The organism is Pseudomonas sp. GM102 (genome assembly GCF_000282555.1).
Taxonomy (GTDB): domain Bacteria; phylum Pseudomonadota; class Gammaproteobacteria; order Pseudomonadales; family Pseudomonadaceae; genus Aquipseudomonas.
In genome coordinates this window covers 1-15,372 of sequence record NZ_AKJB01000077.1, presented here as the reverse complement: position 1 = coordinate 15,372, position 15,372 = coordinate 1, and the positions used below count along the sequence as shown (strand labels likewise).

At 60.6% G+C, this 15,372-nt stretch carries 13 protein-coding genes; 8 read left to right on the top strand and 5 right to left on the bottom strand.

The features are described 5' to 3' along the window. Positions 1 to 804, top strand: an 804-nt coding sequence (locus PMI18_RS09555; protein WP_007903394.1) for a protein kinase, incomplete at its 5' end; no start/stop codon positions are given. Positions 805 to 941: 137 nt separating this feature from the next. Here the strand turns inward: PMI18_RS09555 and PMI18_RS09560 are convergent. Further along, a complete protein-coding gene (locus tag PMI18_RS09560) occupies positions 942 to 1,646 on the bottom strand; it encodes a YebC/PmpR family DNA-binding transcriptional regulator (RefSeq protein ID WP_007903391.1) in 705 nt (234 codons plus the stop codon). Between the two features lie 231 nt (positions 1,647 to 1,877). Between PMI18_RS09560 and PMI18_RS09565 the strand changes: the two genes are divergently transcribed. Together PMI18_RS09565 and PMI18_RS09570 are read left to right on the top strand one after the other, a co-directional pair. Next, complete coding sequence (locus PMI18_RS09565) at positions 1,878 to 3,302, top strand: type VI secretion system Vgr family protein (RefSeq protein WP_007903390.1); 1,425 nt, start codon at positions 1,878 to 1,880, stop codon at positions 3,300 to 3,302. Between the two features lie 176 nt (positions 3,303 to 3,478). Beyond that, positions 3,479 to 4,351 carry a LysR family transcriptional regulator gene (locus PMI18_RS09570; RefSeq protein ID WP_007903388.1) on the top strand — a complete coding sequence of 291 codons (873 nt, stop codon included), beginning with the start codon at positions 3,479 to 3,481 and terminating at the stop codon, positions 4,349 to 4,351. A 120-nt stretch (positions 4,352 to 4,471) separates the two neighbouring features. Here the strand turns inward: PMI18_RS09570 and PMI18_RS09575 are convergent, their stop codons facing one another. Then, entirely contained in the window at positions 4,472 to 5,335 is an 864-nt protein-coding gene (locus PMI18_RS09575; RefSeq protein WP_007903386.1) for a LysR substrate-binding domain-containing protein, read from the bottom strand. Between the two features lie 113 nt (positions 5,336 to 5,448). Here PMI18_RS09575 and PMI18_RS09580 point away from each other — a divergent pair, with 113 nt between their 5' ends. From PMI18_RS09580 to PMI18_RS09590, 3 genes are all read left to right on the top strand, one after another. Beyond that, complete coding sequence (locus tag PMI18_RS09580) at positions 5,449 to 6,558, top strand: 2-aminoethylphosphonate--pyruvate transaminase (protein ID WP_007903383.1); 1,110 nt, start codon at positions 5,449 to 5,451, stop codon at positions 6,556 to 6,558. Between the two features lie 125 nt (positions 6,559 to 6,683). After that, positions 6,684 to 7,511: a phosphonoacetaldehyde hydrolase gene (gene phnX / locus PMI18_RS09585; RefSeq protein ID WP_007903381.1), complete on the top strand. Its 828-nt coding sequence runs from the start codon at positions 6,684 to 6,686 to the stop codon at positions 7,509 to 7,511. Positions 7,512 to 7,702: 191 nt separating this feature from the next. After that, positions 7,703 to 8,251 carry a cytochrome b gene (locus PMI18_RS09590; protein ID WP_007903380.1) on the top strand — a complete coding sequence of 183 codons (549 nt, stop codon included), beginning with the start codon at positions 7,703 to 7,705 and terminating at the stop codon, positions 8,249 to 8,251. Between the two features lie 139 nt (positions 8,252 to 8,390). On the opposite strand, the gene PMI18_RS09595 is transcribed toward PMI18_RS09590, so the two are convergent. Both PMI18_RS09595 and PMI18_RS09600 read right to left on the bottom strand, forming a co-directional pair. After that, positions 8,391 to 9,323 carry a 1-aminocyclopropane-1-carboxylate deaminase/D-cysteine desulfhydrase gene (locus PMI18_RS09595; RefSeq protein ID WP_007903378.1) on the bottom strand — a complete coding sequence of 311 codons (933 nt, stop codon included), beginning with the start codon at positions 9,321 to 9,323 and terminating at the stop codon, positions 8,391 to 8,393. A gap of 188 nt (positions 9,324 to 9,511) precedes the next feature. Further along, a complete protein-coding gene (locus tag PMI18_RS09600) occupies positions 9,512 to 11,551 on the bottom strand; it encodes an NADPH-dependent 2,4-dienoyl-CoA reductase (RefSeq protein WP_007903377.1) in 2,040 nt (679 codons plus the stop codon). A gap of 209 nt (positions 11,552 to 11,760) precedes the next feature. On the opposite strand from PMI18_RS09600, the gene PMI18_RS09605 reads away from it, so the two are divergent. Beyond that, positions 11,761 to 12,891: a carbon-nitrogen hydrolase family protein gene (locus PMI18_RS09605; protein WP_007903376.1), complete on the top strand. Its 1,131-nt coding sequence runs from the start codon at positions 11,761 to 11,763 to the stop codon at positions 12,889 to 12,891. 4 nt (positions 12,892 to 12,895) lie between these two features. Beyond that, entirely contained in the window at positions 12,896 to 13,936 is a 1,041-nt protein-coding gene (locus tag PMI18_RS09610) for an AraC family transcriptional regulator (protein WP_007903374.1), read from the top strand. A 384-nt stretch (positions 13,937 to 14,320) separates the two neighbouring features. On the opposite strand, the gene PMI18_RS09615 is transcribed toward PMI18_RS09610, so the two are convergent. Further along, a complete protein-coding gene (locus PMI18_RS09615; RefSeq protein ID WP_007903373.1) occupies positions 14,321 to 15,181 on the bottom strand; it encodes a DUF2242 domain-containing protein in 861 nt (286 codons plus the stop codon). Positions 15,182 to 15,372 lie beyond the last annotated feature (191 nt).

Sequence of the window (15,372 nt, the reverse complement as noted above, 5' to 3'; positions counted from 1 at the left end):
TGGCTGCTGACCCTGCCGAGCCTGACCTGGCTGGCGTACGCCGGTAACCCGCTGGAAACCGAAGCCGATGCCGCCGCCCTCGAAGCCACGGCGAGCATTCCCTGGTCGGGGTTGAACCTTGAGAAAAAACTCGGCGAAGGCGCGTCGGGGGTTATTCATCAGGCGTTGTGGGAGCAGACGAAACAGGTCGCGGTGAAACTCTACAAAGGCGAAATGACAAGCGATGGCTCGCCGTTGCATGAGATGAATGCCTGCATCACTGCCGGCATCCACCCCAACCTGATCCGGGTCGAGGGCCGAATTGTCGATCACCCGCAGCAAACGACCGGGCTGGTGATGCAACTGATCGATCCGAGTTACCGCAACCTGGCCGGGCTGCCGAGCCTGGCGTCCTGCACCCGCGACGTCTACGCCGACGACACCCGGTTCAGCGCCAGCGTGGCGCTGCGCATCGCCAATGGCATTGCTTCGGTGGCTGAACATTTGCACCGCCAAGGCATCACCCACGGCGACCTCTATGGTCACAACATCATGTGGAACGAGCACGGTGATTGCCTGTTGGGCGACTTTGGCGCGGCGTCTTTCCATGCCACCTCGGACAGCCTTGAAAGCCGCGCGCTGCAACGGATCGAAGTACGGGCGTTCGGGGTGCTGCTAGGGGAATTGCTGGAGCGCATCGACTCGGGGTTGAGTGATGAACAGCGGGTCGCGTTAGAGGATCTACAGCAGCGTTGCTGTCAGCCGGATGTGCTGGCACGGCCGGGGTTCAGCGAGGTTGTGCGGGAACTGGCTGAATTAAACTAGCGGCAAATACAAAACCTGTGGCGAGGGAGCTTGCTCCCGTTGGGTTGCGAAACGACCCCAAAAGCGACGGCTGCTGCGCAACCGAACGGGAGCAAGCCCCCTCGCCACAAGTTAGACCACAAAACTGTCGGAACCGCTTAACCCGCCAACCCGACAAACATATCCTGCACGTCATCGTGGTTATCGAGGCCTTCGAGGAACGCTTCGACTTCCGCCATCTGCTCATCGCTCAGACCGCTGACCGGGTTCTTCGGCTGGTAACCCAACTTGGCCGACAACACCGTAAAACCCTGCTCCGGCAGTGCTTTCTGTACCGCATCCAGGTCCGCAGGTTCGGTCAGGAACAGCGTCGCGCCGTCTTCACCCGGCTCAAAATCCTGGGCACCTGCTTCGATTGCAGCCATTTCCGGATCGGCGTCAGGGCTGTCCGGGGACGCCTCGATCATGCCTACGTGGTTGAAGTCCCAGGCCACCGAACCGGAAGCGCCCAACTGGCCCTTGCGGAACGCGACGCGGATTTCAGCGACGGTGCGGTTGATGTTGTCAGTCACGCATTCAACGATCAGCGGCACCTGATGCGGTGCGAACCCTTCATACGTCACGCGATGGTATTGCACGGTTTCGCCGAGCTGGCCGGAGCCTTTCTTGATCGCGCGTTCCAGGGTTTCGCGGGGCATCGAGGCTTTTTTCGCCTGTTCGACCACCAGACGCAGGTGTGCGTTGGTGGTGGTATCGGCACCGTTGCGGGCAGCGATGGTGATTTCTTTCACCAGTTTGCCGAAGATCTTGCCTTTGGCGTTGGCTGCCGCTTCTTTGTGTTTAACCTTCCACTGTGCGCCCATTACTCACTCTCTTGATCTGTGGCGCCGAGACATCTATTGGCCGACGCGTTGCGCAAGTTTATACGGCCTAAAGATGCCAATCGACCAAAAATTCCAAGATCTTTACCCCAAGACCGATCGACATTTTCACCAGCACTTGTAGGGCAATTCTGAAAAGGCGATTTGCGATGACGCTTAAGGGCTGTGGTTTCGTACCCTCTGCGCCCATCCTCCATGGCAGAAGCGCGTTCGATGCATAACGACAAGGAAAGTCCCTTCACCCTGACACTGCTCGACGGCGGTTTGTGTTTGCAGGTGTTGCAGTTCAGTGGCCGTGAAGGTCTCAACCAACCCTATCGATTCGACATCGACGTGATCGGCCTCGCCCCGGCGATGCACCTCGACCAATGGCTGCAACAACCGGCGTTTTTGCGACTGGAGGGTGATCAGGGTATTCACGGCGTGATCCACAGCATCAGTCGCGAACATCGCGGCCCACACCGGGTCGGCTACTCCCTGGTGTTGGCGCCGCATCTTCAACGACTTCACCTGCACAGCTCGCGTCGGGTGTTTCATCGTCTCAACGTGCCGGCGATCGTGCGCCAGTTGCTGGAGGAGCATCAGTTGCCCGAACACAGTTATCGTTTCGAACTGGCAAACGGCTGCTACCCGCCCCGGCCTTTTTGCATTCAGTACGATGAGAGCGATCTGGCCTTCATGCAGCGACTGTGTGAAGAAGAAGGCATCCACTATCACTTCGAACATCAGCACGACGGGCACGTGCTGGTGCTGGCCGATGACAGCCTGAGTTTCCCCCAGGCGCCGCTGCTGATGCCGTTCCAGGACGACGCATTCAACGACTCTGTCATGCCGGTGATCAGCGAGTTGTTCCAGCGCCATGATCCAGATCCCACCCCTGTACGATGGGAGGCCAGAAACCGCGGCGCGCAGGTGGTCGGCGATGGAGCGGCCAACCACACGCTCGCCAGAACGGCACCGGTGACGGCACGCCCCGCGCCCACACAGCTTCATCACGATCAGCTCAGCCGCCGACGACTGGAACGCCTGCGTTGCCAGCAACGGCAGATCCACGGCCAAAGTAACCAGAGCGAACTGTGCAGCGGACGGATCCTGCAAGTGGCGCAGCACCCGCTCTCGAGTTTCAACGATCAGTGGCTGCTCACAGATATCCGGCACCAAGGACAGCAGCCGTCGATTCTCGCCGAGGACCAGCCCGGCATTGCCCGGCGCTACAGCAATCAGTTCACTGCTATCCCCTGGTCAACGGTCTTCAGGCCGGCGTTCAAACACGCCAGGCCGAGCATCCCTGGCTATCAGACCGCCTGGGTGCTGGGCCCCGTCGGGCAACCGGCGACGCTCGATGACCAGGGCCGGATACAGGTCAGGCTATGGCCAACGCCGGCGTTCGAGGCGGACGAATCCGCCGGTTTCTGGCTACCGGTCGCCCTCGCAACGCCGGATGGGCGGATCGACTCCTCCAAGTTGCCCATGGCCGGCACCGAAGTGCTGATCAGCTTCCTCGACAGTGACCCGGACCGACCGGTGCTATGTGCCGGCATGGGTCATCCCCAGCCTTCCCGGCCTGCTCCCGAACCACGCCGCGATGGCCGCCTGCTACTCGATTGGCTGGTCAACCGCTCGGATCTCACCCCTTGAGTTTCATCCCTTGTCGGCCTTGCCCGCCGCCGTCCACAACCCGGTGTAGCCGCCACCGACAATGCAGACATCGGCGCGGGCATTTGGGGCTGAGGCGATAAAAACAATAACTGACTAATAAGTGAAATCGATTTATCGTATTTCGAATACAAGCTCAGCTTGTTACTGGAGGTTCGATGTCGGTATCCCACGCCCAGCTCAAAGCCTTTCACGCCGTCGCGGTCCACGGAAGCTTCACCAAAGCCGCTGAGCGGCTGTTTCTGACGCAACCGGCGATTTCCGACCAAGTGCGCAAACTCGAAGAGCGTTTCGGTGTGTTGCTGTTCCACCGTAATAAACGCTCGGTGCGCCTGACCGATCTGGGCGAACGTCTGTTGAGCATTACCCAGCGACTGTTCGTGATCGAAGCCGAAGCGCAGGAGTTGCTTCATGCGTCTCAGGCGTTGCAGACCGGCAGCCTGATTCTGGCGGTGGATGCGCCGGTGCATGTGCTGCCGCAAATCGCGCGGTTCTGCGAGCGCTACCCCGGCATCAGCGTGAAGATCGAAACCGGCAACACCGACGAATCACTGTTTCGGCTGTTCAACTATCAGGCCGATCTGGCCCTGTTGGGACGCGATGTCAGCGACGATCGTTTGCTCTCGTTGCCGCTGCGCAATGACCCGATGGTGGCGTTCGTTTCGCGTCATCATCCGTGGGCCGATCGAGAGTCCATCTGCTTGGCGGACCTAGACGACACGCCATTGGTGCTGCGGGAAATCGGTTCAGTAACCCGCCAGACCCTGGAAGAGGAAATGGCCCGGGCCGGGTTTCGCATCCGCCCGGCGATCGAGGTCGAAGGCCGGGAAGCCGCGCGCGAGGCGGTGGTGGTCGGGATTGGCGTGGGGGTGGTGTCGGCCGCTGAATTTGGTGCGGATTCGCGGGTATGCGCGTTACCGATTACCGATTGCACACGGCGGCTGACGGAGACGCTGGTGTGTTTGCGCGAACAGAGTTCGCGGCGAGTGGTGGCGACGTTTCTGGAGATGGTTCGCGAGAGTCTGGTGTAGGCAGGCCCGGCCTCTTCGCGGGCAAGCCACGCTCCCACAGGGATTTGTGCTGGCCGCATACCTTGTGTACGACGCAAAACCTGTGGGAGCGTGGCTTGCCCGCGATAGCCGCACCCCGGTCTATCTGCCAGGCGCCAACCCAAAAAACGCCTGGATCAAGCGCAAATCCCGCCGCCGCTCCACGCACCCGATCATGTGCCGATTGACCAACCCCTCGCCAATAATCGGCACCGCCGCCACCCGCGGATCGTGGCTGACTTCCACCGACGACACCACCCCCACGCCCAGCTCGGCAGCCACCGCCTCGGTCACTGCCTCGCGACTGTCCAGTTCCAGCAACACCCGTGGATTGACCCTGGCCTGAGCGCACGCCTCGTCGAACGTGCGTCGGGTAATCGAACTCGGCTCACGCAAGACCATGATCACCTGGTCCAGATTCCTGAGCTGCACCCCTTTCGACTGCTGCGCCCACGGATGACCCGCAGGCACCAACGCGCAAATCCTCGACTCGCTCAACGCTTGCAGGTGCAGCCCCTTGCGCGGCTCGACCTCGGTCAGCACCGCCACGTCGGCATGTTCCGACAGCAACGCGGCCAATGTTTCCTGGGCATTGCCCAGCCGCAGGTTCACGGTGATCCCCGGATAACGCGCACGCAAACTGGCGAGCATCGGCATGACCATGTGCGGCCCGTCCGCCGCCACTTCCAGGCGCCCGGTCAGCAACTGCCGGTTGGCCTCCAGCATCACCTGCGCTTCTTCGGCCAAGCCAAACATCGCCCGGGTGATTGCTGCCAGTTTGGTGCCCTCTTCCGTCAGCTCGACGCGCCGCGCGGTGCGTCGCAGCAAGGTGATCTGGTAGTGCTCCTCCAGCGCCTTGATGTGCCCGGTGACGGCCGGTTGACTGATGAACAGCCGCTCGGCGGCGCGGGTGAAGCTGCCCTCCCGGGCCACGGCATCGAAGGCGCGCAGCTGGAACAGATTCATGAATAACCCTCACTGATGGCTGGCATAACAACAAACAATTTGATTGATAGCTCACCGAATTGCAATTTATGTCCCGTAGCTTCATCCCACTGAGCTTTTGCGAGGACACAAGAATGAGTACTGCCGAGCCCATCCTGCTCACCCCCGGCCCATTGACCACATCGAGCCGCACCCGTCAGGCAATGATGGTCGACTGGGGCTCATGGGATGACCGCTTCAACCAACTGACCGCCAGCCTCTGCGAACAACTGCTGACGATCATCAACGGTGCCGACAGCCATCACTGCGTTCCGTTACAAGGCAGCGGCACGTTCGCGGTCGAAGCGGCCATCGGCACACTGGTGCCTCGGGACGGTAAAGTGCTGGTGCTGATCAACGGCGCCTACGGCAAACGCCTGGCGAAGATCTGTGAAGTGCTCGGCCGTTCGTTCAGCACCTTCGAAACCGCCGAAGACGAACCAACCACCGCCGCCGACGTCGACCGCTTGCTGCGAGGCGACGCCAGCATCACCCACGTCGCGCTGATTCACTGCGAAACCAGCACCGGCATCCTCAACCCGCTGGCGGACATCGCCCACGTCATCGAGCAACACGGCAAACGCCTGATCATCGACGCCATGAGCTCGTTTGGCGCCCTGCCGATCGATGCCCAAGATGTGCCGTTCGATGCGCTGATCGCCGCCTCGGGCAAATGCCTGGAAGGTGTTCCGGGGATGGGCTTCGTCTTTGCGCGCAAAGAAGCACTGGCGAAAGCCACCGGCAATTCGCACTCACTGGCGATGGACTTGTTCGACCAGCACACCTACATGGCCAAGACCGGCCAATGGCGCTTCACCCCGCCGACCCACGTGGTCGCGGCGCTGCACGAAGCCCTGCTGCAATACAACGAAGAAGGCGGCTTGCCCGCACGGCATCAGCGCTACGCCAACAACTGCCAGGTGCTGCTCGATGACATGGCCAAACTGGGGCTGCGCAGCTTCCTTCCGGCCGCGATCCAGGCGCCGATCATCGTCACCTTCCACGCGCCGAAAGACCCGCGCTATCAGTTCAAGGAATTCTACGAACGGGTCAAGGCCAAGGGTTTCATCCTCTACCCCGGCAAACTGACCCAGGTCGAAACCTTCCGCGTCGGCTGCATCGGCCACGTCAACCAGGCCGAAATGCACGCGGCAGTGGCGGCGATCGCCGACGTGCTACGCGAGATGGAAGTACTCGAAATCTGAATTAACAGACACCGCCGTCCCTGTAGGAGCGAGGCTTGCCCGCGAATGCAGACGACACGGTCAGTCAGTTAAACCGAATTATCGTTCTTCGCGGGCAAGCCTCGCTCCTACACAGGATCATTTACATGAACTACACCAACCCAACCAAACTCCAAGCCGCCATCCTCGACTGGGCCGGCACTGTCGTCGACTTCGGTTCCTTCGCCCCGACGCAGATTTTCGTCGAAGCCTTCGCCGAGTTCGACGTCCAGGTGTCCATCGAAGAAGCCCGCGGGCCGATGGGTATGGGCAAGTGGGACCACATTCGTACCCTGTGCGATCAGCCGCAAGTCGCCGAGCGTTACCGCAACGTGTTCGGTCGCGCCCCGACTGACGATGACGTCACCGCCATTTACAAACGCTTCATGCCGCTGCAAATCGAAAAAATCGCCGAACACTCGGCCCTGATTCCGGGCGCCCTGGAAACCATCGCCAACCTACGCCAGCAAGGGATCAAGATCGGTTCGTGCTCCGGCTACCCGAAACAGGTCATGGACAAAGTCGTCGAACTGGCCGCCACCAACGGCTACATCGCCGATCACGTGGTCGCCACCGATGAAGTGCCCAATGGACGCCCATGGCCGGCTCAGGCGCTGGCCAACGTGATTGCCTTGGGCATCGACGACGTCGCGGCCTGTGTGAAGATCGACGACACGGTGCCGGGCATTCTCGAAGGTCGCCGCGCCGGCATGTGGACCGTGGCATTGATCTGCTCCGGCAACGCGCTGGGTCTGGACTACGAAGGCTATCGCGCCCTGAGCAGCGATAAACTGGCCAGCGAACGCAAGCGCATTCACGCGATGTTCGAAGGCTCGCGGCCGCACTACATGATCGACACCATAACCGACTTGCCCGAAGTGATCGCCGACATCAACAAGCGCCTGGCCAACGGCGAGATGCCGCAAACCGACTGATTACACCTCTCGTTTCATAAAAAAGCGCCAGCTCCTTTAACGGAACTGGCGCTTTTTTGTGGCCGATCACTTGATCCAGAGCATTGAACAGCCAATTCGCCTCAGGCAAACCCACCGAAACAGGATTACAGTTAACCCACGCCGTCGAACAAGAACGGTGACTTCAGACCAGATCTGTGAGGAAACACCGTATGCCCTGGAAGAACTCCGAATCACGCTACAGCACCGTATCAATCGCGCTGCACTGGTTGATGCTGGTACTGCTAATAGTGGTTTACGCCTGCATCGAATTGCGTGGGATCTTTCCCAAAGGCAGTGGCGGCCGGACGCTGATCAAGGAAGCGCACTTCATGCTCGGCTTGACGGTGTTCGTGCTGGTCTGGCTGCGGCTGTTCGCCCGCAGCCTGGGGCCGGCGCCGCAGATCTTTCCCGCCTCGCCTCGCTGGCAAACCCTGCTCGCCAAACTGATGCATTGGGCGTTGTATATTTTCATGATCACCATGCCGATTCTGGGCTGGCTGATTACCAGCGCCGAGGGGCATCAGGTGATGTTCTATGGCATCGACCTGCCGTTGCTGATCGAAGAAAACAAACCGCTGGCCAAGCAGCTTGAGGGCTGGCATGTGCTCGGCGGGACGATCGGCTATTGGCTGATCGGACTCCACGCCGTGGCCGGGCTTTACCACCACTATGTGGTGCGCGATAACACCTTGCTGCGGATGATGCCCAAGCGCGTTTGAGCCCGGGGTGGTAAATCAAGACACAAAACCTGTAGGAGCGAGCGGTGCGGCGATCCGACTTGCCCGCGAAGAATGCACCGCGGCTTTTCAGGTATCACGCGTCATCGTTCTTCGCGGGCAAGCCTCGCTCCTACAGGATTTAGCCCTCTCGCCGTGAACTGAACCCCCGGCGGCCCTGCAAGCCGCCGGTGTGGATGAAGATCAAGCGCGTGCCCCGGGCAAATTTACCCGCCTCGATTTGCAGCTTGAGCGCCAGCAGCGCTTTGCCGGTGTACAGCGGTTCGAGGGGAATGCCGCTGGCTTGCACGGTCTGCTCGATGAACGCAAGCAACGACGGATCGACTTTGGCAAAACCGCCACGGCTGGCGTCCAACAGTTCATAGGCGGGATCGATCAGTCCAGCTTCCTGCACAATCATCTCGACCTGCTGCGCCACACCATGATCGTCAGGCACCGCCAACGCGCCATACACCGGATGCTCACCCGCCTCGGCCAGAACCAGACCGGCCAGGGTGGTACCCGTTCCGCAGGCCAGCCACCAGCCGTCGTAGTTGCTCCAGCCCAGACCACTCAATTGCTCGCAGGCCAGAGTTAACAATTGCCCGCAGCCCTTCGCCCCAAGCAAGCCGCCGCCACCTTCCGGTACAGGATGTAGCTCGGGGTATTGCTCCCGCCATGGCGCCCAGAAGCCTGGCTCGTGCCGCGCTCGATAACCGCCATAGCCCAACCAATGCAAGTGCATGCCGAACGCCTGCAAGTCCTTCACCGTCGGGGTGTCTTGCGGATGCCCGCGCAGCAGGCCGACGGTGGTGAAACCGAAGCGTTTGCCCGCCGCAGCCAATGCATGGAGATGATTGGAATGGGCACCACCCAGACTGATGATGCCTTGGGCACCATTCTGGTCGGCGGCTTTGAGGTGTTCGATGAGTTTGAACCACTTGTTACCGCTGATCAGCGGGTCGATCTGGTCCAGACGCAGGATCGCGACGTCGATGCCGGCAGTGGTGAGCCAGTCGAGGTGAAGGGGTTCGAGGGGGGCTTGGGGTAGCCAGTCTGTTGGAGGGGAAAGCATTGATGCCGGCTCGATGTAAAGAGCCGGTATCTTAGCAGCCCACATGTGGCGAGGGAGCTTGCTCCCGCTCGGCTGCGCAGCAGCCGTAAAATCAGCGACGGTGATTAACCTGACACAACACCATCGCTGAAAGGGGAGTCCTTCGGCCTCCAGCGGGAGCAAGCTCCCTCGCCACAGAGTTATGCGTATTACAACTCAGCCGCCAACCGCGAACCCTGGTTGATCGCGCGCTTGGCATCCAGCTCCGCCGCCACGTCCGCGCCGCCGATCAAGTGCACGTTCTGCCCCGCCGCGAGCAAACCGTCCTGCAACTCACGCAACGGATCCTGTCCGGCGCAGATCACGATGTTGTCCACCGGCAGCACCTGCGGTTCACCGCTTTCGCCGATGCGGATGTGCAGGCCTTCATCGTCGATCTTCAGGTACTCGACGCTGTTGAGCATCTGTACCTGCTTGTTCTTCAGGCCGGTACGGTGAATCCAGCCAGTGGTCTTGCCCAGGCCGTCGCCGACCTTGGATTTCTTGCGTTGCAGCAGGAACACTTCACGGGCCGGCGCATGCGGCTCGGCCTTGATTCCCGCAACGCCGCCGCGCGCTTCGAGGTGTGTATCAATGCCCCACTCTTTCCAGAACGCTTCGCGGTCCTGACTGGTGGCCACGCCCTTGTGAACGAGGAATTCCGACACGTCGAAACCGATACCGCCGGCGCCGATCACTGCGACGCGCTTGCCCACCGGTTTACGCTCGAGGATCACGTCCAGGTAGCTCAGCACCTTGGCATGCTCGACGCCCGGAATCGCCGGCACCCGTGGCGCAATACCGGTCGCCAGGATGATTTCGTCGTAACCGCCCTCAACCAGCTTCGCCACATCGACACGGGTATTCAGGCACAGCTCGACGTTGGTGGTCTGCAATTTGCGGTTGAAGTAGCGCAGGGTTTCGAAGAACTCTTCTTTGCCCGGCACGCGCTTGGCGATGTTGAACTGGCCGCCGATTTCGCAGGCCGAATCGAACAACGTCACCTGATGGCCACGTTCGGCGGCCACAGTGGCGGCGGACAGACCGGCAGGGCCGGCACCGACCACGGCGATTTTCTTGATCTGCTGCACCGGCAGGTAGTTGAGTTCGGTTTCATGGCAGGCCCGCGGGTTCACCAGGCAACTGGTCAACTTGCCGCCAAAGGTGTGATCCAGGCATGCCTGGTTGCAACCGATGCAGGTGTTGATTTCATCGCCACGACCGGCCGCAGCCTTGTTGACGAAGTCCGGGTCGGCGAGGAACGGGCGCGCCATGGACACCATGTCGGCATCGCCGTCGGCCAGGATCTGCTCGGCGACTTCCGGGGTGTTGATGCGGTTGGTGGTGATCAGCGGAATGTTCACTGAACCGCGCAGCTTGGCCGTGACCTTGCTGAACGCCGCACGCGGCACTTTGGTGGCGATGGTCGGAATCCGCGCTTCGTGCCAGCCGATGCCGGTGTTGATGATCGTCGCACCGGCCTGCTCGATGGCCTTGGCCAATTGCACGATCTCTTCCCAGCTGCTGCCACCTTCCACCAGATCGAGCATCGACAGGCGGAAGATAATGATGAAGTTCGGGCCGACCGCTTCGCGCACCCGGCGGACAATTTCTACCGGCAGGCGCATGCGGTTTTCGTAAGCACCGCCCCAACGGTCGGTGCGATGGTTGGTGTGGGCCGCGAGGAACTGGTTAATGAAATAACCTTCAGAGCCCATGATTTCGACGCCGTCGTACTCGGCTTTTTGCGCTAGGGTCGAGCAGGTGACGAAGTCGCTGATCTGCTTCTCGATGCCTTCCTCGTCCAGCTCTTTAGGCTTGAACGGGTTGATCGGCGCCTGGATCGCGCTCGGCGCCACTTGCTTTGGGCTGTAGGCATAACGCCCGGCATGGAGAATCTGCATGCAGATCTTGCCGCCGGCCTCGTGCACTGCCCGGGTGACGATCAGGTGCTTGAGCGCCTCTTCCTCGGTGGTCAGCTTGGCCGCGCCAGAGTAAACCCCGCCCTCATCATTCGGGCCGATACCGCCGGTGACCATCAGGCCAACGCCACCACGGGCACGCTCGGCGAAGTACGCGGCCATGCGCTCGAAACCGCCGGGCTTTTCCTCAAGACCCGTGTGCATCGAGCCCATCAGGGTGCGGTTGCGCAACGTGGTAAAACCCAGGTCCAGCGGGGCCAACAGGTGCGGGTAATGAGCGGCGGCCATCGGTAACTCCACAACGAGCGATCACGGAAAAAATGCAGGAGCTCTTCGGCCCCCATCAGTCATGTTCGACAGACTAAGAGTCGCACTGCTGTCACTCAATGACCGTAACTGACAACTTATTGATCCAAATGTGCAGCGCCCCTTGGCAAGTGCGGGCATGGGCCCTACCCTAGTCGCGAACCCTGCACACGGTCGTTGACTGTTTCCCCATGCGCAAACTTTTGTACCTGACTTTCTCCATGGCGTTGATCGCCGCCCTCACGACCTACGCCATGTGGGCCGCGGACCGTCCGGTGGGTCATTACCTGTCGGACCTGCGCATCAGTCTCGCGGTCGATCAGGGCACGCCCGCCGATCGCGGCAATCTGCTGGGTATCCAGCCCGAGCTGTTCCCCACCGACTATCAAAGCCCCGAACGCCTGCACCGCAAGCTCGCGGCTTATTTGCAGAAGGCTCAGGACCAAGGCCTGCTGAATGAAAAGACCATCGTCGTACTGCCTGAACATATCGGCACCTGGCTGATGGTCAGCGGCGAGAAAGACGAGCTGTACCAGGCCACTACGCTCAAGGAAGCCATGAACTGGCTGGCGGTGAGCAACCCGTTGCAGTTCATCCGCGCCCTGATCAGTGCCGAGGGCGGCAGCCGTCTCGACGACGCGCACTTGCGGATGAAAGCCAAGAAAATGGCCAAGAGTTACCAGGCGCTGTTCGGCGGTTTGGCGAAAGAATTCCACATCACTCTGGTGGCGGGTTCCATCGTGTTGCCCGAGCCGAGTGTCAGCGATGGCACCCTGAAGATTGGCCGCGGTGCCCTGTACAACAGCAGCGTCGTGTTCGGTCGCGACGGTTTGCCGATCGGCCAGCCGCAGCGGCAAATGCACCCGACTTTCGCTGGTCACGACACCGTCGATGCCAATTCCGAACACACGATCAACGTCGTCGACACACCGGCCGGACGCTTGGGCGTGTTGATCGGCAGCGACAGTTGGTATCCGGAAAACTATCGCAAACTCGACGATCAAGGCGCGCAACTGGTGGCGGTCCCTGCGTTCATCGTCGGGCGCGGGTCCTGGGATCAACCGTGGCGCGGGTACAAAGGTCAGTCCACACCGAACTCTGTCAGCCTCAAGGCTGGCGAACTCAGTGAAGGTCAGGCCTGGCATCGGTTGACGCTGATTGCCCAACCGTCCGCCAGCCAGGCCATCGCCGGCATGAGCGTGTTCCTGCGCGGTCAGTTCTGGGACAAGAGCAGCGCCGGTCAAAGCTTCCTCAGCAGCAACGGGCAACAATTCGCCGACGGCGATGCCCGGGGCGCGCGTTTGCTGAACCTCTGGCTGTAAGCCTATGAAACCGCAGCCGATGCGCCTCGGGGATTTGTCGGTAGGCTTCGTCCATAGCCTGGCCGACGCCGTGCGCAGCCATGGCCTGGACCCACAACCACTGCTCGAACAGTACGGCCTCGACGCCGCGCGACTGGCCGAGGCCGGCGCCCGCCTCTCGATCCCGCGCTACATGCGCCTGGGTCACGGCGCCATTCAACTGACCGACGACCCGGCACTGGGTTTACGCATGGGCCAGCTCAGTCGTTTGAGCCAGGCCGGTCTGGCCGGAGTCACCGCCGCCCAGGCACCCACTGTGCGCGAAGCGGCGCGCTGCCTGATTCGCTTCGAAGCGCTGTACGGTTCCAACTATCGCGGCCAGTCGAGCTTTCATGAAGATGCCCAAGGCGCCTGGCTGCGGTTCTATTCCATCAGTCCCTATAACGCCTACAACCGCTTCGTGGTGGATTCGATCATCACCGGCTGGTTGCAGCAATTGTCCAGCGTAAGCCCTGCCCCGCTACGTGCTGAACGGATCGAGATCGAATTTGAAGCGCCGGATTACCGCGAGGCGTACGCCGTGCTGGGGGATTGTCCGATTCAGTTTGGCGCCGAACAGAATCAACTGCGCCTGAGCCTGGATAACCTCGCCCAGCGCAACCCGGAACACTGCCCGAGCACCTGGCGGCTCCTGCTGCAACTGTGTGAACGGGAACTGGAGCAACTGACACGCACCCGCAGCCTGCGTGAACGCATCACTCAGTTACTGGGGCCGTTGCTCAATGGTGGTCGGGAACCCGACCTGGAAGAAGTGGCGGCACGCCTGAAGCTGCCAACCTGGACCTTGCGTCGCAAACTCGCCGAGGAAGGCACGCAGTTTCGTGCAATTCTCAACGACACACGCCGCGACCTCGCCATGACCTACATCCGCGACACCGAACTGGCGTTCGGGGAAATCGCCTACCTGCTGGGTTTTGCCTCAGCCGAAGCCTTCCAACGGGCCTTCAAACGCTGGAACGGCCAGACCCCCGGCGAGTTTCGCCGCAGTCATCGCCAATCCGCGTAAGGTTAGGGGCGCTCTCAATAAGTTTCCCCGCGGCGCCCCCTAAAGCTCGGTAGCGTCTTCAGCCGGCTCCAGCGGGTCCAGTTCAAACGCCTGGTACTCGAGCAGTTCTTCTTGATAATCGTCCATTATTAAACCCCCATCGCCTACTGAAAAAATCGTCTGAATAAATGACCAGCGCCCTGAGCATAAAGTGCCCGTATGAAAGAAAAATGACGCTGGTACGACACTACGTCGCTACTGAATAAAACGTAGCAGGTGGTCAGGAATTTATCACAGGTTTTTTTCGATACGAGCTGTAGGAATACAGCTCGATTTGATGTGGATCAATCTTGGAAGGTGTTGCGGGATCGGAGTCGTCTGACCCGATCCCGTAACATCAGCCCATTACTGGCCGGAGACAGGCATGGCCGAAATTGGTTCGGTCGGTGCCGGCATGGTGCTTGAATCCGCCGGTGGAGATACTGTTTCGGTGGACGAACTCGGCTCGCTGCTCTGCGCCGGGGTAATCGGCGCTGTTTCGGCAGGTGGCACAACAGGCTCTGAAGCAGCAGGAGCGGTTTCGGTTGGTGCAGCTGCCGGCGCAGGAGCAGGAGCAGGAGCAGGAGCAGGTTCTGTCGCCGGGGTCGAAGTCGGCGCCAACTGAGCCGGCGCAGCCTTGGCTTCGGGCACACCCAGATCAGTCTTCGGCTTCTCGGTAATGTGTGCCGCCTTCTTCGCCTCCGGCGGAAGGAACAACTCGACCAGGGCAAAGAAACGCTCGTAGAACTTGGCCGAGGACACGGTTTCACTGGCGACCTTGACCATCGAGTCGTCGGACGAGCCGATTGGCATCGATACCGAGCCCAACACACCAACACCGAGGCTGGCGGAGTTATTGGTCTTCTTCAGCGCATAACGGTCCTGCAGCGCATTGGCGAACATGGTCGCGTGATGCCCTTCGCTGCCGTCATCGGCACAGACCACGTTGAAGCTGATCTCCATGTGGGTCTCGCCAGTCTGCTGGAAGCTCTTGTGACCACTGACCAGCTTCGGATCGGCGCTGGTGATGATGTAACCCTGGCTGAGCAAAGCCCGACGGGCTGCTTCGCAGGTCTGCGCATCGGTCACCGGGTAGCTGCGCGAAAACGTTCCTGAGTCGTCGAAGTTCTCATGCTCATAGATGGCGGCCTTCTTCGACGAACAACCGGCAGCGGCGACCAGCACCAAGGCCAGTCCGACAACATGCATGGGAATTGATCTAAACATTGAACATCCTGAGGAAAACGGTTCGGGGCATATTGTGCAACAGATCGATGCTTAGCGTCGCACCGTTTAGTGTCTTGAAACAGTTACAAGTCTACTGACTGTCATTGACAGGAAAAAGTCGCGCGGTAAATAAGCAGGCGACGGGTAGCTCATGCCGTTTTTGTTTCACATCGAGTAGGAGGCGGCTTCAC